Consider the following 19,390-nt stretch of genomic DNA (forward strand, 5'->3'; position numbering starts at 1 on the left):
GTGGGGTTCAGGCCCCGGGCATGCAGGCTTTTGATCAGCCAAACATCGGCGATGCTATTTCGGAGGTGGCGCCAAAAGCGATTGATGTTTTCGGTCAGGCCAAGCAACAAGCCGATCTCGCATTAACTCAAGACGCAACCCAAAAGCTTTATGCAGTCGGAAGCGGATTGATGGATGATCCTAATGAAGGGCTGCTGTCCCGCCAAGGTAAAAATGCCATTGGCCAAGCTCCTGGATATATCCAGAAATTTGATAACGAGGTGCAAAGTATTGCCGGCTCGTTACCTGAATCCGCAAGAAACGTATTTTTAAAGCAGGCCCAACAGCAGCGAATGCAATTTGCTACCCAGGCCGAACGGTACGAGTTAGGTCAGCGTAGGCAATATGAAACTGGGCAGCAAAAAGGATACCTGTCATTACAGGCCCAGCAAGCCATATCCAATCCAGCCCTATTCAACCAAGCTTCTTTAAATGCCAGAGCCTCAATTATGGCGTTTGGACAGGCTCATGGACAAAGCCCTGAAGAGATCGAGGCTAACTGGGGGCAGTGGCGTGAACAAGCTGCTAACAGGGCAAGTGAATCCTGGTACACGCCTACTTATCAGCAGATGATGGGTCCAAACGGTAAGATTGAAGTTACCGATACCCCTTCGGCTTCTCAACTATTCTCCGCGATGATTTGGCAGGAAAGCGGTGGGAACCAGTTCGGAAAAGATGGAACCCCGCTTGTGTCACCAAAAGGTGCTGTAGGCGTTGCCCAGGTGATGGAAGATACCGGCCCTGAAGCTGCCCGACTGGCTGGCCTACCATGGGATCGGGATCAGTGGTTGAACGACCCTCGCTACAACGCGAAGCTGGGCCAGGCATATTTCGGCGCACAGATGCAGAAATATGACAATAATCCCGTGTTGGCGGTGGCCGCGTATAACGCTGGTCCTGGCGCGGTTGATGGATGGATAAAACAGATAGGCGACCCGCGCAGCGGCGAAATCACTAATGCCCAGTTTGCCGCTGCTATCCCCTACGAAGAGACGCGTAACTACGTTGCAAAAATCACTGGCAGCGCGGGAGCAATCCCTGGTTCCGCGACGATGGAAAACCTCATCGCTCAGCCATTCTGGAACGCCATGAGTCCTGATAAAAAATCGCAGATGATGAGTAAGGTTGCCGGTCTGTACGACATGCAGGCCGCTGCCGGTCGCGTGGCAATTCAGGGCCGCATGCAGGACGATCTCGCGAAGCTCGAAGCTGGCCAGCCGGTGAACCCGATCTCTGCCCGCGAGTGGGCGGCGGTGATGCCGCTGCAGGCTGCCCCCGCCGAACGTCTTCAGATGGAGAAAACCTACCAGCAGTATCAGCAGGCGATGACGTTGCAACCCGTTTACCAGACCATTGTGCAGGGCAGCGCCCAGCAGGGCATAGCAGCCGTACAGGCCATGATGCCGAAAGAGGCGGATCCTGACTTCAAATACAAAGCCGAACTTTATTCATCTGCCCAAGCGAAATTAAACCAGGTGCAGAAAGCCCGCGAAGCCGATCCCGGCAACTGGCTGCAGCTGAACTCCCCAGTGGTTAAATCAGCGTTTGCTGAGTACCAGAATAATCAGCAGTCAGGGGAATACCTGGTATCGCGCATCCAGGCGGAGAAAGACCGTTTGGGCATTAACAGCAAAAAAGTGCTTCCAGATACCATGATCGACAGCCTGTTGCAGCGCATCGACAACACGCAAGAATCCAGCGTTACGGCTATTCAGGCGGTGGCGCAGTCGTTTGGGAAATACTCCGATCAGGTCATGCAGCAGGTCCAGAAAAATGCGTACCCGGCGCTGCAGGTGATCATGGCCACAGAGAATCCTCGCGCCGCCAATGCGCTCTGGCAGAGCCGAAGTGTTAAAACCTCAGACCTACGAGGCAGCTTTGAAAAAACCGACGCCGATAGTGCCGATTCATCCTGGAATGATAAGGCGAAAGGCTTTGCCAGCACGATGGTCGTACAGCCCGGCGGCACTGCCGTCTGGAATAACTTCAACGAGCAGGGCAAGCGCCTGACCTACATCAACATGCAGCGCGGCATGTCAGCCTCTGTCGCGGCGACACAGGCATACCAAGACATTCTCGGCGAACAGTACCAGACCAGCGGCACGTGGCGGCTGCCTAACCGGGCTGGGGTGGATTTGCGCGACGTCAACGACGGGGCGGACAAATACCTTGAGTCGCTGACAGCTGAGCAGATCATGCCGTTAATAGGCGATCCCAGACTGCCCGAGGACGTGAACCGCCATCAGAGCCTGTCACGCATCAAAGAAAGCGCCCAGTGGGTCACGAACAGCAACGAGACGGGTCTGACGCTGATGCTCAACGGTATGATCGTTAACGGTTCAGATGGTCGACCTGTTTCTGTCTCGTTCCAGGACCTGTCTAAGCTGGGTGCGGTTAATCGCTCCTACTTCAATAATCTGAGCAAAGACCTATCGAGAGTTAACACCTATACACCTGGCGAATCAATGCAGCGATCAGAAGAAAGAAACAGGCAATTTGTTGAAGAGTTGGGCCGTCAGCCTTCTTCGTCTCAGACAAATATGGCCGAAGGTATGAGGGACGCAAATGCCAATTTATACCGATGATCCTGGGCTGGGGATTAACCAGCCAATCGGCAATGCTCCATCCGGTATGGGTGAATCGCTGCTGTCTTCCCTTAAGCAAGGTTTCGAGGAGGGACCCGTCATATCAGGCTACCGCTTTGCGCAGGCCGACGCGCTGGCGAACGATCCAAACTCTGCAGTTGTCAGCAAAGCTGATGCCGACGAGCGTTTGAAACAATACGGCGTGAAGAGCATCAATGTGCCGGAGAAAGGCGTTACCCAGGCATTTCTTGACCACGTTGTTGCTGAGCGCAAAGACTCGTTAGCGCGCCAGCAGATCGCCGCGTCTGCACCTTCTGGCTGGGTAGCGACCCCGCTTAACTTCGCTGCCAGCCTAGCCGGGTCAATGGCCGATCCCGGCAACGTGGCGCTGGCGTTTGTGCCTTTTGCTGGTGAAGCGCGGGCGGCCTCCATGCTGGGGCGACTTGGCGAACGCTTTGTTGTCGGATCCCGCCTGGGTGCTGCGCAGGCAGTAGCTACCGTACCGTTTACCGCAATGGCTGCCGCTGCTGACGGCGATGACTTCACATACGGCAACGCACTGGAGAGCACGTTTTTTAACACGCTGGCGGGTGGCCTGATGCACGCAGGCGGCGGGCTTATTGCCGACGTAGTACGCCCCCGGCGCGCAGTTGAACCTGCCGCAGCTGAAACAGCGATGCCTGCCACAGACGCGCAGCCTACACCAGTGTTGACCCCCGATAACATCCCTGCAGGCGTCAATATCCCGGAGCGCGGTACCAATTCAGATCTGTCTGCTGCCATCTCCAGCGACGCGGAGAACTACGCATACAGCCGGGCCTATGATGATGTTGTGCCGGAGTATATGGCGCAGCAGCGGGAGCTACAGACAGGGCAGATCAATAACGTGGCTGATCTGCGCACCGAGCTTACTGCCAACCAGCGCCAGGCGGACGAGCTGGACGCTACCGTGCAGCAGCGCACTATCGACTACCAGTCTCAACGGATGAAATTCAAGAATGCGCGGGCGCGGGCACTGAAAGATGTCCAGGCCGAAAAAGATAAATTCACCTCGCGCAACGATGAAATCAACCGCACGCTGGAGCAGAATGCCGCCGCCGAGCAGGCGCGTGGCCGCCAGTCTCAGGTTAATAAGGGCGAGATCCCCGACGACCTGAAGGTGCGTATTGCTGAGCGTGCGCAGCAGATCCGGGATGGCATGCAGATGTCGCCCGTGGCAGGTGCTGTACGTACAGCAGCCGGAGCTATACGCGAGGCTGACTGGGCGGTTAACCAGCAGGCGTACCGCGCCGCGCTGGCGCACATGATGGAAGGTCGCAGCCCGGACGTTGAGCCGTTCTATGAGTTGCATACTCCGGCGCTGCGTGAGCGCGCCATTCAGCGCATACAGAACCCGGTGCGCCAGATGGATGAAGCCGCGCGCCCGGTCAGCGAAACCGCTGATCGTGTTTACCGCGAAACCCAACAGGCAGACCACGAGGTCACCGCCGCCGCTGCCGATCTCGAAAACGAGTTTAACCTGAGCAACGCGCTGTTGGACGATATCGCCGTCGACAACCCGGAGCTTGCGGCCACGATGCGCGAAAACCTCAACGCTATTCGGGCCGAGGCCAGCGACAATAGCATGAGCAACGCTTTCCGGGCCTTTGCCGCCTGTATGATTAACCGGGGGATCTGATGGCAGCCAATGACTTTTTAACGCAGTGTGAGCGCACAGTTAACGCCGCCGCCGGGCGTGACCTGTCACCTGATGAAATGGAGACGCTGGTGCGCGACATGCGCAATACCACTGAGCGGATTATGGCGGGTAACGAGGCGCTGTCTCTTGAAGAGGCTGCGCTGCGGGCCGCAGAGGAGCTGAGTAACGCCGACGTGCTGGCGAAGCAGATAGAGGCCCGCAACAAGGCTATCAACACCCGCATCGCTGCCCAGCGCTTGGGAGAACTGCGAACCACATGGAAAGACCGCCCTGATATCGGTCTGGAAGCGCTGCTGGTGGGGCGTAACGATGCCCGCACCGGCTCCCGCCGCTCTGTATCTTCCGAGGTGGCCCAGTTGCGCGGCAAGTACCATGCCGGGATCAACTACGATTTCGACCGAGCTGACCTGGTGAAGTTTATCGCCAGCGGCAGCAACGACCGCGAGATCGCCGACGCTATGTGGCGCATCGGGCGCGGGGAGAAAACAGACGGTATGACACAGCAATCAGTCAGCGCTGCGAAGATCATCATGAAGTGGCAGGAAACTGCTCGCGTAGATGAAAACCGCGCTGGCGCCTGGATCGGCAAGATGCCTGGCTACATCGTCCGGCAGTCGCATGACATCCTGAAAATCCGAGCCGCCGGGTATGAGTCCTGGCGCAATGCTATTCTCCCTCGTCTGGATGATGTCACCTTTGACGGGATCACCGACCGCGAAAGTTTTTTGAGTGACGTTTATGATGGACTGGCATCTGGTGTGCACCTGACCTCTGAAAAGCCTGACTGGATGAATGGCTTCAAGGGATCGGCGAACGCGGCGAAACGAGCCAGCCAGGAGCGCGTGCTGCACTTTAAAGACGGCGTGACATGGCACGAATACAATGAGCAATTCGGTACTGGCAGCCTGCGCGAGGCAGTATTCGGAGGCCTGAACAGCGCGGCGCGCACGACGGGTATGATGAGGGTGCTGGGCACTAACCCGCAAAATATGTTCAATTATCTGGCTAGCACCATTGAAAAAGATATCAAAAAGTCAGGAAATCCTGCTGCATTGGCTGACTTTAATACCAAAGTAAAACGTATTAACCGTACTGTAATGCCACAGGTTGATGGTTCTCTAAACATACCAGGTAGTGTTGGCTGGGCCAATGCTTCAGCTAACGTGCGCGGCTGGCTGCGTATGAGTCAACTCGGCGGCGCGGTGATTTCCTCATTCAACGACGTGCCTATCTCCGCTACCGAGATGCGTTACCAGGGCCAGAACTTCATGCAGGCAGTGCTGGGCGCGATGAAAGGGCGTTTTACCCGCTATACCAGTGCTGAGCAAAAGGAAATTCTTTCATCGATCGGCGTTTATTCCGATGCGATGACGCAGGAGATCATCCGTCGTATCTCAGGCGATGACAGCATGACCGGGAAAATGGGCCGCGCCCAGCAGCTGTTCTTCAAGTACAACCTGATGAACTTCTGGACGGAGAGCGGGCGCAACAGCAACGCCATGATGATCACCAACTGGCTGGCGCAGAACGCCGACCAGGCGCACGCTCGACTACCGGAGGACTTGCGCCGGGTGCTGGACCTGCATGGTATTAGAGATAGTGAATGGGAGATATTCCGTCATATGGATATGGCCGACAGCGAGGGCCGGAAGTTCATGACGACCAGCGGTATCCGTGGCGTGCCGGACGATGTGATCTCCGGGTATGTGCAGAGCAAAGGGATGAAGCCAACCGAGCGCGCCATCTCAGATGCCCGTGACCAGTTGGAGGGGCAGCTGCGAGGCTACATCCTCGATCGCCTGAACATCGCCATGTCAGAGCCTGGCGATCGTACGCAGGCATTTATGAAGATGGGCACCGTGCCGGGAACAGTAGCAGGGGAGGCGATCCGTTTCGCCGGCCAGTACAAATCCTTTACCGCCAGCTTCATGCAGAACGTGCTGGGCCGTGAGGTGTTTGGCCGCGGCTATACCCCCGCCGGGCTGGGCGAATCGAAAACTACATCGATGACCAATGCGCTCATGCGGAACGGCAGTGGCGCATTCATTGGCGCTGCTAACCTGTTTGTGTGGGCGACGCTGTTTGGTTATACGTCAATGCAGGCAAAGCTTCTGCTTAAGGGGCAGACACCGCGCCCGGCTGATGCCAAAACTTTCCTCGCTGCTGCGGCTCAGGGAGGTGGTCTGGGTATCCTGGGTGATTTCATGTTTGGCGAAGTAAACCGTATGGGGGCAGGGCCGGTTACCTCCCTGATGGGCCCGGCGGCATCTAATGCCGACAGCATAATCACACTACTGCAGAGCACAACACGTGGTGATGCAGACTTGGGCGACTGGTATCGTACCTCTCTGGACAATACGCCGTTCCTGAACGTATTCTGGCTGCGCACAGCAATGAACGGTCTCATATTGAACCGCATACAGGATGCGCTTGACCCTGGCTCTTTGGAGCGATATCAGCGCCGGGTTGAGCGTGAGCAGGGTAACGACTTCCTGATCCCACCGTCACAGTTTATGTTAGGGAAATAATAGTGAATGTTAAATATATTGCTTGTTTTCTTTTCGGCTCGTTTTTGGTTCCAGCAGAAGCGAAATTCTACGATGGCCAGCAGTTATATCAATATGCCCAGGAATATAAAAAAGCCGAACAGACCTCCAGCAGAACGCCAGACAATCAACTTCAGGCTGGTGTTTTCATAGGGTATGCGGCATCAATGATCGATGCTTATGGTACTGAGGGGGCCCGGGTCTTTTGCCAGCCAAACGGGAAAATTCAAACTTATGCCGATGTAATTTATAAATACCTAAATGCTAATCCTGATAAAAGAGTTAACTCAGCTGAAAGTTTGGTGATTGCCGCCATGCAGGATTCGTTTCGGTGCAAGTAGCCATCAGATGCGCAACAATTAGCGTGACCTGTCACAAAGCCCGACTAACGCCCACAAAAAAGCCCGCTATGCGGGCTTCTTAGTTATTCTAACGGCAATTTGTTCTTGGATATGATAGCTAATCTGTCTTGGTAATGCTCAGCGTCGCCCCACAACCAAGTTTCACCCTTCTCAAGTTCTGCTTCGTTGTGCATCTCTATCAGTTCGCATGTCATCATGTCGTAACCATAAAGGTGCAGTCCAAGCTCCAGAGCGTCATACATACGCGCCTGCCAGAATGACATACCTTCATGAGTCTGGTTACGATCAGATACGATGATATCGTATCGCTCCAGAAGGTAGTTCATGAAAATGATGCCGGCGAAGTCATGAAGCACCGCACGGTGCTTAGGCTTCTGTGTTCTCCATACCAGAATCTGCGTGACAGGTCGGCAGTTCAGATAGCTGTCAGGCTGGATAATGACACGGTTGTAATACACTACTTCTTCAGTGAGGTCGTTTATCAATGCCAGTTCAAAGTGCGCCTGTGGTATCTCACCTTTCTTGCGATCGTCCACACGGACAACGCGGTATCCAGGAGCCAGAGAAACGCCTTTGACATCAGATGTGACGTCATTGCCGTTCACTAACTCTGAATACAGAGCACGGTTGTCTGGAGTTTCGTTCAGATGAGCGAAAACCTCAGTTACCTTTGCCGGATTCAGCAGTTGTTGTGGCATACATCACCTCATAATATAGAAACTTCATCAAACGAGATTTACCCGTAAGGTAATATTACGCTATTGCTGGCCTGCCTGCAATCTGTACAGAATTATTTGAGACACGCATTCCCCTTTAAACAAAGGCGCATCCCTGCGCCAGCCGCCTCAAAATTTGGCCGCGTTCGTGCTGATGTACTGCGCGTGGCTACGGATTTCGCTCAGACACTGTGTGACACCGACGATGTAACTCACCATGGTGGTGAACTCGGCGGCGGCACCAGAGACATCATGCCCGTCATCATGCATCTTGTTCAGCAGGTTCATCAGCAGAGAATGCTCCGTTAGCCCAGCCACGCCTTCCGGTGAATGGATGTGCTCGCGGTACCCTGGTTTAAGCGGGTAGCTGTATTCCTGCTTCTCTTCCGACTTCATCGCTTCGAGTATCGCCGGCATGAAGCTGGCGACGACCTTCTGCGCTTTATCTGCTGGGGATAACTCATCACGAACGTAGCGCCCGGTGCGGCGGATCTGCGGCAGCACCTCAGAAGTTACCCATTTACGGAAACGGTAGGGGATAGTCCCCGGCGTAACCGCGTCGCGGCAGCGCAGGATCAGAGTGTAGAGTCCTGACTCGGAAATGATATTGATTTCCTTCACGCGGCTATCGAAAATTGCTCGATGCTCATGCCCTATGTTGAACATAGACCTTTCATCATCATCAAGTTTTTCGAGTGCTTGGGTGACGTTCTGGATGCGAAGAGCAGTGCAAACGTCCTGGGCTACAAACCAAGGTTCGCCAGCGATGATGACGGAGCGGATAGGGTTATCAGATTCGAACTTGAATACAGCTGTTTGAGAATTAGCCATGGCGGTGATCTCCACTTAGTGATTTTAATCACCATCACTGAGACCAATCAGTGGTGGTGAGCTGAACAGAGTTGGTCTACCGGCCTAAGTGGTACCGGCGTCCTTTCGGACCCCCGCCCAGCCCACCATAATTCGGATATGGCTGTGCAACGCGCATAAAAAAACCACGTCTGGCGTGGTATGCGCCACTTAGTAATCCGGGAGACCAATCCCGGCACTGGATTTTGCCAGTGCCTGATCACTATGGCACAAGTTTTATGCGATGTAAATTTACCTATCAGGTAATAATTGCACGGAATTTAGGTAATTACAAACCCTATCTGGTTTCTTTCCTCAGAATCTCCGCACAGTAATCGAGATGCGACTGCAGATCTCGCATCGACATCTGCGAGCTGGTGACATAGTTCACCAGAGCTGACAACTCTGCCATCGGCCCATCAACGTTAAAGCCATCTTCATTCAACTGGCGCAGCAGCGTCATCAGGTGTGAGTCTTCAACCAGGGATCTGACGCCTCCCGGCGTGTGTATTCGTTCTGCAAATCCTTTTTCCAGCGGGTGATGATACTGACGTTGCATCTCTTCTTCTCCATGCAATCACTGTATATATAAACAGTATCAGATGCGAGGCATCTTATCCAGCACACATTGGTTATTACCTAAAAGGTAATAACTTTCCAGTTTGTTATTCATTCAATTCATATAAGGATTAATGGGTAATAAAATGACCAGATGATGCAGCGCGCCGGGCGGTGCTTATCTGGAGAATTGACGATGACGGTCTCGACCGAAGTTAACCATAATGAGTACACAGGCAACGGTGTTACCACATCCTTCCCCTATACGTTCAGGGTTTTCAAAGCCAGTGATTTGGTGGTGGTGACCAGCGATACGAATGGCACGCTACGCACCCTTATGCTGAACACCGATTACACGGTTACAGGCGTGGGTTCGTACTCAGGCGGGGCTGTTGTTCTGCCGCTGCCGCTGGCCAACGCATGGTCAATTTCCATTGAGCGTTCGCTGCCTGTCGTTCAGGAAACAGACCTACGCAACCAGGGTAAGTTCTTTGCTGAAACGCATGAAGGAGCGTTTGACTACCTGACGATGCTGATCCAGCAGTGCTTTGGGTGGGCGCGTCTGGCGTTGCTCAAGCCGAATTTTCTGGCTAAATACTACGACGCAAAGCAGAACAAAATATCTAATCTCGCCGACGCTGCTGCTGATCAAGACGCTGTTAACAACCGTACAATGCGCAATTATGTTGATGCGGCTATTGCTGGTGTGGTCGGTGGTTTTGGTTGGTTTATCCAGTCCGGGGCGGGCGCAATTCAGCGTACATTCCAGTCAAAAATGCGCGATACTGTCAGTGTTCTCGATTTTGTGAATTCAGACCCGACAGGTGACTCTGACAGCACCCCATCATTTACAGCTGCGCGAGGTGTCTCACCTCATCCATACATCCCGGCGGGTGATTACCTTGTCGACTCGACGCAGATCGATTCGAACGACTTTGTTGGCCCCGGTCGGCTGCACACCAGAACCGGTCACACGATGCCGAAACTGCCAGTGACTGGTGCACATCGCAAAGCCCAGCGTAAGTCGATGGAGATGTTTTTTGGTTTTGATAACGGAACAACCAATACGGAGATCTATCCTGGTGCAGGAGCTACGCCACAGGGTCTGGCCGTCCTGACTTTAGGTGGGGTTAAAAAGCTCTTTGTGTTGCAGAGACCAGGCGGCGCAAGCTGGACGACGGCGGAAGTGATGCGCATCGTTGAGTTTAATTTTAAGGATGACGGTACGATCGGTAACGCTGTTGCTTTCAGCCAAGAGCTTCATCTTGGACACCAGGGGTTCAGTGGCATCGTTGAGAATGGCGAGGTGTATTTCTACAGCGCAATGCGCACTGAGGCCGGTCATGAGGGAAATGATGCCGGGAAGGGGTTCACAAAGATCCACTGGCGCGGCGCAGCGACTTCAGATGCAGATGTGCAATCCGTCCGGCTGTGGGGATATGCTGGCTCCGGTCATCGCTTTGAATCTTTCTTTACTGCTACTCCATGCGTGTCTATTGATGGCAGGCTTTTAGTTCTCACTGCCAATGATTCTAAGAGAGGTGCAATCAATGACTCTGGACAGACGGTATTTGTCTATGACCGGCTGGAGGTGGAGGCGGCTGCAGATCCATTACAGGTTTCACCACTGTATCAGTTCCCGCACATTTACCCGCCAGAAGAAGGGCTGAACTCCAACCAGGGCCCGGCCTGTGATGGCACGCTCATTCACATTGTCCGCGGGAATATACAGCCATTCGGCGCGAAGTCCATCCAGACCTATACGCTCGATGGCGAGGAAGTGAACCGCTACCGCTTTGACGGGGTGCTGGCTACCTACACCCTGGGGCAGATGCTAAATAACGCCACGCTCGGGATCCCGGTACAACTGGAGCCAGAGGGTATCGCCATTGACGGTGACGACCTTCATGTGATTTTTGCTGATTCCTGGCGCGTCCCCGGCGACATCGTCAGTTATTCAGGTCGTAACTGGGCAGCACTGGTTGACAGCACGGGTGTTTCACCGGACAGCTCCACCGCATGGGTTGAAACAACGAAAGCAGCCACCATAGGGGCATGGAACGCGACGACAGCGTACAGCGGGCCCGGCAATTACAACCGCCGTGCAAAAGTGCTGATGACAATCACCCGTGATATTGGTGCTGCTGATCTTGTTTCACTGCAAACCGGTAACGCCATGCAGCCGCCGGGCGCGCAGTTCAACTCTGCCGGTAACGCAACGGATTTTGTCTGTCGGGCTGGCACTGCGTGGCAGATGAGATATTTCTCTGAGCAGCTGCAAATTTACTACAACGGCTTTAATTTCACCGGGCAGGGTCTCCAGATTTTCGACAGCCGTCCGGGGGCAGATAACGCAGCGCCGTCTACATGGAGAGTTGATCGCACGCCAGGAAATTCGCGCACGGAATTTCGCGCCGTCACTGGCCAGGCTGACGGAGCATGGTTTAACTTCTATGGCCTCAGCGACCCGGCCAATGCTGGAGGTCTAACTATCGGTGCGGCTGGCGATTTGGCAGGCTCCATTACAGTCAACCCGACAAGCTTTACCGTTCGGGCCGGAGCGGTTGGGCGAAATCTAGGCACCGGTTCGACGCCATGGAATGATTTTTTTGCCACAAGAATTCGTCTTGGCGTGTCTGGCGCTGAAACTCACTATTTGATTGGTTCCGTTGCGCCGGAAGGTGCTGTCTCAGCTCCGCCTGGCAGTCTCTACTCTAATCGTGTTGCAGGCACTCTTTACCTGAAAACTACAGGCACAGGCACATCAGGCTGGCGACAGGTGGCGCTGGTTTAATTGAGGAAATGATATGGCAAAGGTTTTTACGTTGAATGGCGAGTTAATTAATGTTGGGCCATGGGACTATAATCCGGATCCGGATAGTAACCCTCCTGGTTTGCCATCGAATCCTCTACCAGAAGGGGCTATTGAAGAGGAAAGGAAAATAGCATGGACTGCAAATAATATGCTCGTTCTCGCTGGAGACCCTCGAGCAGTCAGACCCTATACCGGGCCTGAATAATTGGCAATTCGTGACTGCCCGGCAATAAAAGCCAGGCGGTAACATTTATCCATAAATGGTTTATTGTGTATGATGAACTTTCCAACTAAGGGGGTTCTTCATGCACAATAAACGGTGGTCATTATGTCGCACTCGTTAACTACGGAATCGCTAAATCAGGGACTTAGCCTGAGCGCGCTGGTTTCGGTGTTGGCGGGTGTGCCGCCAGAGGTGGCTTTAGGGGCACTTGCCGGAGCGGTAATTTTTGTTACCTCTGCGGTTGAGTACCCCATAAAGCGGCGATTACTTCTGGCGTTCCTCAGCTTCTTCTGCGGCCTTCTCTTCTACAAAGCGACAGCATCCATTCTGATAGGCGTTGCCAGCATGATCCCCACGATTACACAGGACTCTTTTGAAAAGGGGATTGTGTTCTCTGCCGGGGCTTTCGTGTCGGCAATCGTCGCTGTCCGCATTGGCATCTGGCTGTATCACCGTTCTGAAAATCCACGCGACCTGATCCCGGGGAGAAAAGACGATGACCAGTCCTGAACTGCTTCTCATCCTTAACGCCGTGGTCTGCGGCGGCATTGCTATCCGCGTTTTGCTGTTCCGACGTGACGGTGCCCGCCACCGGTGGTGGGGAGGCTGGCTGGCTTACCTGCTGATAGTCGTGGCTGCCAGTGTGCCGATCCGAACCTTTTACGGGTACTACGTCTCTGCCGACTGGTCAGAGGTAATCATCAAGGCCGTGTTCCTGGCTGCGCTCATCAAGACAAAAGGGAACGTGGTGCAGATTTTCAAAATAACGAGGTCTCAACATGGACATTAACCTGTTCCGCCGAGCCGCAGGTATTACTGAGCAGCTGGCCGCGCGCTGGCATCCGCACATTACTGCCGCCATGAATGAGTTTGGCATCATTGATCCCGAGCACCAGGCGATGTTCATCGCTCAGGTCGGCCATGAATCCGTCGGCTTCAAGCGATTGGTGGAGAGTATGGATTACAGCATTGCAGGCCTGGCGGATTTCGTTCGATACGGGCGACTCACTCAGAGCCAGGCAAACGCATTGGGCCGCCGATCCTATGAAAAAGTGCTGCCAATAGAACGCCAGCGAGCTATTGCCAATCTGGTGTACAGCAAGCGCATGGGAAACAACGGGCCCGGCGACGGATGGTTCTACCGCGGGCGCGGCCTGATCCAGATCACCGGCATGACCAACTACCGCGACTGTGGTAACGGGCTCAAAGTTGAGCTGGTTAGTCAGCCCGAACTGCTGGCGCAGGATGTGTATGCAGCTCGCAGCGCGGCGTGGTTCTTCGCCAGCAAAGGCTGCATGAAGCACACCGGCGACCTGGTGCGCGTCACGCAGATCATCAATGGCGGTCAGAACGGTATCGAAGACCGGCGAGCGCGTTATGCTGCTGCCCGTAAGGCGCTGTTATGAACATGGCAGTGGTTAAAGCATACTGGAAACAGTTGCTTATCGTAGTGATGCTTGCTGCTCTGGCCGCTGGCGGGCGCATAGCCTGGGTTAACCATGGTGAAAAGCAGTACGCAGCCGGATATGGGCAGGCGAAGAAAGACCAGCAGGCCGCTGATGAACTGGCGCGCCAGCAGAGTGAAAAGGAGAAGGCCACCAATGAACGTGAAGCCCAGCAGCGGATCGACCGGGCGCGCAATGATGCTCTTGATGCTGCCGCTCGCGCTGGCAGGTTGCAGCAGCAACTCGTTGCCATCCGGGATCAGCTCATGCAATATAACGCCACTGTCGGCGCTGGGGCGTCAGCCGCAGACACCGGAGTTCTGCTTGCCAACGTGCTCGGCCAATCTCTCGAGCGCAACCGACAACTGGCAGAATACGCTGACAGGGCAGCCGAAGCCGGAAGGGTCTGTGAACAGCAGTACGACACCCTGACGAAACGGGGCACAAATTCCCGGTGACGGTATATAAAACGGTACGGCAGATTAAAGAAAACAAAAAGTTGTTATCACTCAATTGGTTATGTTTTCCGTAAATAATTGAGTGGGAATAATTCCCGCCTGTTAAGCGCTGATAAATCAAGCCCGCATCGCGCGGGCTTTTTATTGCCTGTCTCATTTCTCCGCTTGCTCAATCACCCGGGCAACTTCCTCGGGATGACTCACCATCGACACATGGCTTGCCGCCACCTCGCTGGTTTTCGCATCAATCGCCTTCGCCATTGAACGCTCCAGATCCGGGTTGATCATCCGGTCACTCTTGCTGACCACATACCAGCTCGGTTTATCGTGCCAGGCCGCATGCGTGACCTTTTCTGCAAAGGCATCCGCACGGATCGGACCCTGAGTAGCGGTCAGCCTGTTTTGCTCAGCAGCCTTAATGTCCGGCGCAAAGTCCTGGCGTACCGATTTTTCAGGCAAATAGAGAAAACCGTCCGCGGTTTTGACGATGCCTGCGCTGCCCGGCGGGGCGGGGTAGCTCCCCACCAGATCCGCCGTCGACTTGCCCGAGTCCGGGGCAAACGCCGCCACGTAAACCAGCGCTTTGACCCGCGCATCGTTACCCGCCTCGCTAATCACCGTCCCGCCCCAGGAGTGGCCTACCAGCACCACATCTCCGTGGGCCCGGGCGATGGCGCGCTGGGTTGCGGCGACATCCTCTTTCAGCGAGGTGAGGGGCAACTGAACGGCGATGACCTCGGTATGTTGGCGTTGCAGCCTGTCGATCACGGGGTTCCAGCTGCTGCCGTCGGCAAAAGCGCCGTGCACCAGCACCACGGTTTTATTATTCGCCAGTGCGGAGCCACTGGCGGCGGCCAGCAGCAGGCCCACCGCAACGGTATGGATAAACAGTCTTTTCATGGTTACGCCTCAACGATAAATATCGGCGGTGCCGGACAGGGTGTTGTTCCCCCCGGCGGAGGTAATATGAAATGCGCTGGCGCCCGCTTTAGCGGCTTTGGCCTGCAGTTTCGCCTCCAGATCCGCGAGCGACGATGCGCCGCTGCTGTCGGAAACGGTGCCAATTTTTTGCAGCCCCTGAGGCTGGTTAATTTCCTGGGCAGCGAAAGCGGAAGAGGCCATTGCGGCGGTGAAGGTCAGAACAGCAATCAGTAATGTTTTCATGGTTTAAATCCTCAAAAATAAGTCAGGGGTTGCGTTCAGTGCATAACCGCGGCATGCGGCGGCACGGTGAATTCGACGGTCTTGCGATCAACAGGTTTATGGGTTGGGTCGGCGAGAATAAGGGTCACCTTGTGATGACCTGCGGGCAGACCCACCAGAATGACCGGCTCGCCGCTGGCGTCGGCCCAGTGCCAGGGGTTGTCATACACGATGACGTGGATATGGCCGATGCGCGGCGTCACTTTCAACGCCTCGGGTCCGAACACCGGTTCAATGCGCATGTTCTCTGCGCGGTATTGAATAAAGACCGCGCCTTTACTCAGCGGACCCGCCAGCGGCGGATCCACAATCAGCTTCGCCGGAGGCTGGGGCTGTTCGAGCGGTGCGACGGCGGCGGGGCCATTCACATCCGCCGCACTGAGCCCGCTTAACGGCGCGGCCCAGGTACAGCCTGATGACAAGGCGAACAGCGTGAGCAGGATATTTCGATGCATCATCCGGGTATCTCCTCTTCAGGTAATCAGTGACGACAGGTACAGAAAACCATTTTTATGTATCGGGTCTGTTTGCTGTGGGCGGCTTTTTTGTATGGCTGCGTAAGCAGGGCGGCGTGGATACAGTGCGATACATTCCGCGCATGCGCAGGGCTGTTTCTGCTGGCATGGTGTCTGCAGAGGCACCCGGGTGGGTGCTAAAGCAAACAGGAGAATGACCATCATGAATCACGAAAAAGTAGCGTTGATTTTCGGCGGGGCGCGCGGGATCGGAGCGGCCATTGCGGCGCGACTGGCGCACGAGGGTTATCGGGTTGCCATTACCTGGGTATCACGCCCGGACCGGGCGCAGGCGCTGGTCTCAACGATTGAGCAACAGGGCGGTCAGGCGATAGCCATTGAAGCCGACAGCGCAGACGCGAAGGCTATCCAGGCCGCGGTGGATAAGACATTACGACAGTACGGCAGGCTGGATGTCGCGGTGGTGAACGCGGGTGTGCTTCGCCTCGGTACGATTGAGGAGTATGCCATTGCTGATCTGGATACCACCCTGGCGGTCAACGTACGCGGTGTCTTTCTTGCCATTCAGGCCGCGGTGAAGCCGATGGCAGAAGGGGGGAGGATTATCACCATCGGCAGTAATACGGCGGTGCGTACCGGCCATGCGGGCAGCAGCGTGTATGCCATGAGTAAAGCGGCAGTCGCCTCGATGGTGCAGAACCTCGCGCTGGATCTGGCGCCACGGCGTATCACCATTAACAACATCCAGCCAGGTCCCATCGCCACTGATATGACCGCCGGGATGGCGGAGCAGATCGTCGGTAGCATTCCGTTGCAAAGAATGGGCGAGCCGGACGAAATCGCCTCGCTGGCGGCCTGGCTTGCCGGGACGTCATCCGGCTACATGACCGGGGCAAGCCTGACCATCGACGGTGGCTTTGTGCTCTAGTCGCTAAGGGCAGGGATGCCCTCAGCATGGCGCGATGCCTGACCCTTAACGATAGCCACCGCCAGCCCGGCAATCACCAGCGTCAGCCCCCACGACAGCCACATCGCCCCAATCGTCCCTAAAGCGCGATTCAGCCACGCATAGGCCAGCGGGGAAGCCGCCGCCATCAGCTGGGCCGGGATCAGCAGCACGCCGGTGCGTCTGGCGTACTCTTCAGGGGCAAACAACTGCAACGGCAGCGTGGCTTTGACTATGGTCACCAGCCCGTTAATCGCGCCGTAACCCAGCACAAAACCGGCGGCTGACCAGAGGAAAAGCGTACTGCTCAGGCCGAGCATAAAGCAGACCGGCATGGCAAGCGCGGTGAGTAGCGTCAGGCGCAGCGGAGTCAGTCCCGCTCCGGTCACCACCTCCAGGAACCGCGCCCCGGTCTGCCCAATTCCCCATAACATGCCGATGGTCACCGGCAGGCCGACGCTGGCGATAAATTCCGGCAGATGGGTCGAGGTGCCGTTAGATACAAAGGTGATGAGCGCGATAAACGCGGCGTACAGCCAGCTGTTGCGCCGATCCTCTCCCACGGCACGGGTGGCGGGTTTGTTGGCCAGAGGGTGAGTATGATTGGGTAGCGACAGGGTTAACGCGGCGCTCAGCAGGCCAAACAGGGCGTAGATCAGCAGCGCTTCACGCCAGTTCATGATCATGAGCAGTGCCTCTCCCAGCGGCCAGAACACCACCGAGGCCAGCCCGCCCGCCAGCGTCACGCGGGAGATCGTTCGCCGCGCCTGCTGACCGTAAAGATTAACTAGCGCCGCAAACAGCGCGTCGTACAGCGACAGGCGCATACCAATGCCAGTTAACACCCAGGCGCTGTACCAGGTAATAAGCGAGTGCGTGTAAGCCATGAGCAGACAACTCAAGGCAATCAGCAGGGAGCCGGTCATCACCACGCGCTGGCCGCCGATCCGCGCCAGTAAGCGGGCGACAAACGGCGAGAGGGCAGCCATCACCAGCATGGCGAGCGTCAGGCCCGAGTAGATTTGCGCTGATGACCAGCCGGTATCCGCTGATATCGCCCGGGCAAAGGTGCCCGGCATATAAAAAGAGATCCCCCAGTTGATAAGCTGGTTACAGCCGGTAGTGAGGGAGAGGGCGCGGGGCAGGGCAGGGTTTTTCATTATCTTTCATTCCATCAGGGCGTTATGCTGAGCATATCGGTTGCATCAGGACCCTGGCAGGCCGGTGCGTTTATGGCTCCTATAAGAGAAACTTTGTGATGACGACGCTGAATCTGGGACAGCTGGCGACCTTTCGCCTGGTGGTGCAGCGGGGCAGTTTTTCTGCCGCGGCGGATCTGCTGGGACTTTCACAACCGGCCGTCAGTTTGCAGATCCGCCAGCTGGAGCAGTTTCTGCAGGCGCGATTAATCGAGCGAACCGGGCGGGGTGTCAAAGCCACGGCGGCCGGGCTGGCGTTACTCACGCACGGCGAGCGCATCGAGCAGGCGGTGGATGAGGCGATACGAGCGGTAGCGGCCTTCAGCCATGACGTGAGCGGAACCATAACTCTCGGAATGGGGGCGACAGCCTGCATCCACCTGCTGCCGCCTCTGTTGCAGCAGCTGCGACAGGAGCATCCGCTGCTGCGGGTTGGCGTCACCACCGGCAATACCCTGGAGATTGTTCGCGCTATCGAGGAGAACCGTCTCGATCTGGGGCTGGTGACACTCCCGGCTGCCGGTTCTGCGCTGGCGATCGCGCCGGTAATGGATGAGTAATTTGTCTTTATCGCCGCCGGGGAAGAGCAGGAAGAGTTCGGCATGCTGACCGCAGAGCATCTGCAGGATCAGCCCTTTATCGCGTTTAGTGCGGGAAGCAGCACGCGTACGGTTATCGACGCCTGGTTCCAGGCAAGCGGCGTGGAGGTGCAGCCGGTGATGCAGTCCGGCAGCATCGAAGCGATCAAGCGTATGGTTCGTGTCGGGCTGGGGTACAGCATTATTCCCCGAATGGCGGTCGCCTGCGCGCAGGACAGGCAGGGATTATGCGTACAGTCGCTTACGCCGGTATTACAGCGCCAGCTGGCTATCGTTATGCGTCAGGACAAAATACTGAGCAGAGGAATGAGCGAAATTATTCGTTTATTACAAACCGCAGAATAATTAAATTAACCAATAAAAACCAAACGATTAATTAATTGTCGATGTGGAACGCCCGGCGTAATCGACAGAGAGGCTGGATTGCTGGGCCTGTTTTTTCTCCTGATGGTGATACCAGGCACCTATAGAGGAATAGACGAAACGGCCAAGAAAAAAGAAGAAGCTGATTAGCAGTATGATACGCGTCATCCGAGTGTTAAACCGATGTCGTCTTCGCATACGTGTGGCCTGACTCACTGTTGTTTTCCTGATAATACCCTGCGGGCGGTACGCCATTAAGGCATACGGGGGGGCAGGGGTCAATTAATTGTAATGTAAAATTCCGTCAAC

The 19,390-nt window shown here is 55.6% G+C and carries 19 protein-coding genes and 1 pseudogene; 12 read left to right on the forward strand and 8 right to left on the reverse strand.

Translation table 11 applies throughout. The features are described 5' to 3' along the window. Positions 1-20 precede the first annotated feature (20 nt). From DVA43_RS00850 to DVA43_RS00865, 4 genes are read left to right on the forward strand one after another with little or no spacing between them, the layout of a single operon-like run. Positions 21-2,624 (forward strand): transglycosylase SLT domain-containing protein, encoded by a 2,604-nt coding sequence (locus DVA43_RS00850; protein ID WP_246842256.1) that lies wholly within the window; start codon positions 21-23, stop codon positions 2,622-2,624. Continuing rightward, positions 2,605-4,302 carry a hypothetical protein gene (locus tag DVA43_RS00855; protein WP_063959390.1) on the forward strand — a complete coding sequence of 566 codons (1,698 nt, stop codon included), beginning with the start codon at positions 2,605-2,607 and terminating at the stop codon, positions 4,300-4,302. The genes DVA43_RS00850 and DVA43_RS00855 overlap by 20 nt, the downstream gene beginning before the upstream one ends. After that, positions 4,302-6,851 (forward strand): hypothetical protein, encoded by a 2,550-nt coding sequence (locus DVA43_RS00860; RefSeq protein ID WP_063959389.1) that lies wholly within the window; start codon positions 4,302-4,304, stop codon positions 6,849-6,851. Before DVA43_RS00855 ends, DVA43_RS00860 begins: the two co-directional genes overlap by 1 nt. Positions 6,852-6,853: 2 nt before the next feature. Then, entirely contained in the window at positions 6,854-7,210 is a 357-nt protein-coding gene (locus DVA43_RS00865; protein WP_062677027.1) for a Rap1a/Tai family immunity protein, read from the forward strand. A gap of 83 nt (positions 7,211-7,293) precedes the next feature. On the opposite strand, the gene DVA43_RS00870 is transcribed toward DVA43_RS00865, so the two are convergent. From DVA43_RS00870 to DVA43_RS00885, 3 genes are all read right to left on the reverse strand, one after another. Beyond that, positions 7,294-7,929 carry a hypothetical protein gene (locus tag DVA43_RS00870; protein WP_114314283.1) on the reverse strand — a complete coding sequence of 212 codons (636 nt, stop codon included), beginning with the start codon at positions 7,927-7,929 and terminating at the stop codon, positions 7,294-7,296. A 147-nt stretch (positions 7,930-8,076) separates the two neighbouring features. Further along, positions 8,077-8,778 (reverse strand): BRO family protein, encoded by a 702-nt coding sequence (locus DVA43_RS00875; protein ID WP_114314284.1) that lies wholly within the window; start codon positions 8,776-8,778, stop codon positions 8,077-8,079. A gap of 316 nt (positions 8,779-9,094) precedes the next feature. Beyond that, the gene (locus DVA43_RS00885; protein WP_114314285.1) at positions 9,095-9,355 is read right to left on the reverse strand and encodes a hypothetical protein; all 261 of its coding nucleotides are present in this window, start codon (positions 9,353-9,355) and stop codon (positions 9,095-9,097) included. 195 nt (positions 9,356-9,550) lie between these two features. Here DVA43_RS00885 and DVA43_RS25015 point away from each other — a divergent pair, with 195 nt between their 5' ends. The 6 genes from DVA43_RS25015 (at position 9,551) to DVA43_RS00910 (ending at position 14,295) form a co-directional block, all read left to right on the forward strand. Further along, the gene (locus DVA43_RS25015; RefSeq protein ID WP_246842257.1) at positions 9,551-12,148 is read left to right on the forward strand and encodes a head-binding protein; all 2,598 of its coding nucleotides are present in this window, start codon (positions 9,551-9,553) and stop codon (positions 12,146-12,148) included. Positions 12,149-12,161: 13 nt separating this feature from the next. Beyond that, positions 12,162-12,374, forward strand: a complete 213-nt coding sequence (locus DVA43_RS24435; RefSeq protein ID WP_147271003.1) for a hypothetical protein — start codon at positions 12,162-12,164, stop codon at positions 12,372-12,374. A gap of 123 nt (positions 12,375-12,497) precedes the next feature. Next, the gene (locus DVA43_RS00895; RefSeq protein ID WP_114314286.1) at positions 12,498-12,902 is read left to right on the forward strand and encodes a putative holin; all 405 of its coding nucleotides are present in this window, start codon (positions 12,498-12,500) and stop codon (positions 12,900-12,902) included. Further along, entirely contained in the window at positions 12,889-13,182 is a 294-nt protein-coding gene (locus tag DVA43_RS00900) for a phage holin family protein (RefSeq protein ID WP_114314287.1), read from the forward strand. Before DVA43_RS00895 ends, DVA43_RS00900 begins: the two co-directional genes overlap by 14 nt. Next, the gene (locus tag DVA43_RS00905) at positions 13,172-13,798 is read left to right on the forward strand and encodes a glycoside hydrolase family 19 protein (RefSeq protein WP_114314288.1); all 627 of its coding nucleotides are present in this window, start codon (positions 13,172-13,174) and stop codon (positions 13,796-13,798) included. Before DVA43_RS00900 ends, DVA43_RS00905 begins: the two co-directional genes overlap by 11 nt. Next, complete coding sequence (locus tag DVA43_RS00910; protein ID WP_114314289.1) at positions 13,795-14,295, forward strand: DUF2514 domain-containing protein; 501 nt, start codon at positions 13,795-13,797, stop codon at positions 14,293-14,295. Before DVA43_RS00905 ends, DVA43_RS00910 begins: the two co-directional genes overlap by 4 nt. Positions 14,296-14,448: 153 nt before the next feature. Here DVA43_RS00910 and DVA43_RS00915 read toward each other — a convergent pair whose 3' ends face one another. From DVA43_RS00915 to DVA43_RS00925, 3 genes are read right to left on the reverse strand one after another with little or no spacing between them, the layout of a single operon-like run. Then, entirely contained in the window at positions 14,449-15,195 is a 747-nt protein-coding gene (locus tag DVA43_RS00915; RefSeq protein ID WP_114314290.1) for an alpha/beta fold hydrolase, read from the reverse strand. A 9-nt stretch (positions 15,196-15,204) separates the two neighbouring features. After that, positions 15,205-15,459: a YdgH/BhsA/McbA-like domain containing protein gene (locus DVA43_RS00920; RefSeq protein ID WP_114314291.1), complete on the reverse strand. Its 255-nt coding sequence runs from the start codon at positions 15,457-15,459 to the stop codon at positions 15,205-15,207. 35 nt (positions 15,460-15,494) lie between these two features. Then, positions 15,495-15,956 (reverse strand): DUF6130 family protein, encoded by a 462-nt coding sequence (locus DVA43_RS00925; protein ID WP_114314292.1) that lies wholly within the window; start codon positions 15,954-15,956, stop codon positions 15,495-15,497. A gap of 220 nt (positions 15,957-16,176) precedes the next feature. Here DVA43_RS00925 and DVA43_RS00930 point away from each other — a divergent pair, with 220 nt between their 5' ends. Continuing rightward, complete coding sequence (locus tag DVA43_RS00930; RefSeq protein ID WP_114317049.1) at positions 16,177-16,902, forward strand: SDR family oxidoreductase; 726 nt, start codon at positions 16,177-16,179, stop codon at positions 16,900-16,902. On the opposite strand, the gene DVA43_RS00935 is transcribed toward DVA43_RS00930, so the two are convergent. Further along, on the reverse strand, positions 16,899-18,080 hold the full coding sequence (locus DVA43_RS00935; protein WP_114314293.1) for an MFS transporter: 1,182 nt from the start codon (positions 18,078-18,080) through the stop codon (positions 16,899-16,901). The genes DVA43_RS00930 and DVA43_RS00935 overlap by 4 nt on opposite strands. A gap of 98 nt (positions 18,081-18,178) precedes the next feature. On the opposite strand from DVA43_RS00935, the pseudogene DVA43_RS00940 reads away from it, so the two are divergent. Beyond that, positions 18,179-19,063, forward strand: a pseudogene (locus DVA43_RS00940) (LysR family transcriptional regulator). A 27-nt stretch (positions 19,064-19,090) separates the two neighbouring features. On the opposite strand, the gene DVA43_RS00945 reads toward DVA43_RS00940, so the two are convergent. Continuing rightward, a complete protein-coding gene (locus tag DVA43_RS00945; protein WP_103180692.1) occupies positions 19,091-19,297 on the reverse strand; it encodes a YfgG family protein in 207 nt (68 codons plus the stop codon). Positions 19,298-19,390 lie beyond the last annotated feature (93 nt).

The organism is Leclercia sp. W6 (genome assembly GCF_003336345.1).
Lineage (GTDB): Bacteria > Pseudomonadota > Gammaproteobacteria > Enterobacterales > Enterobacteriaceae > Enterobacter.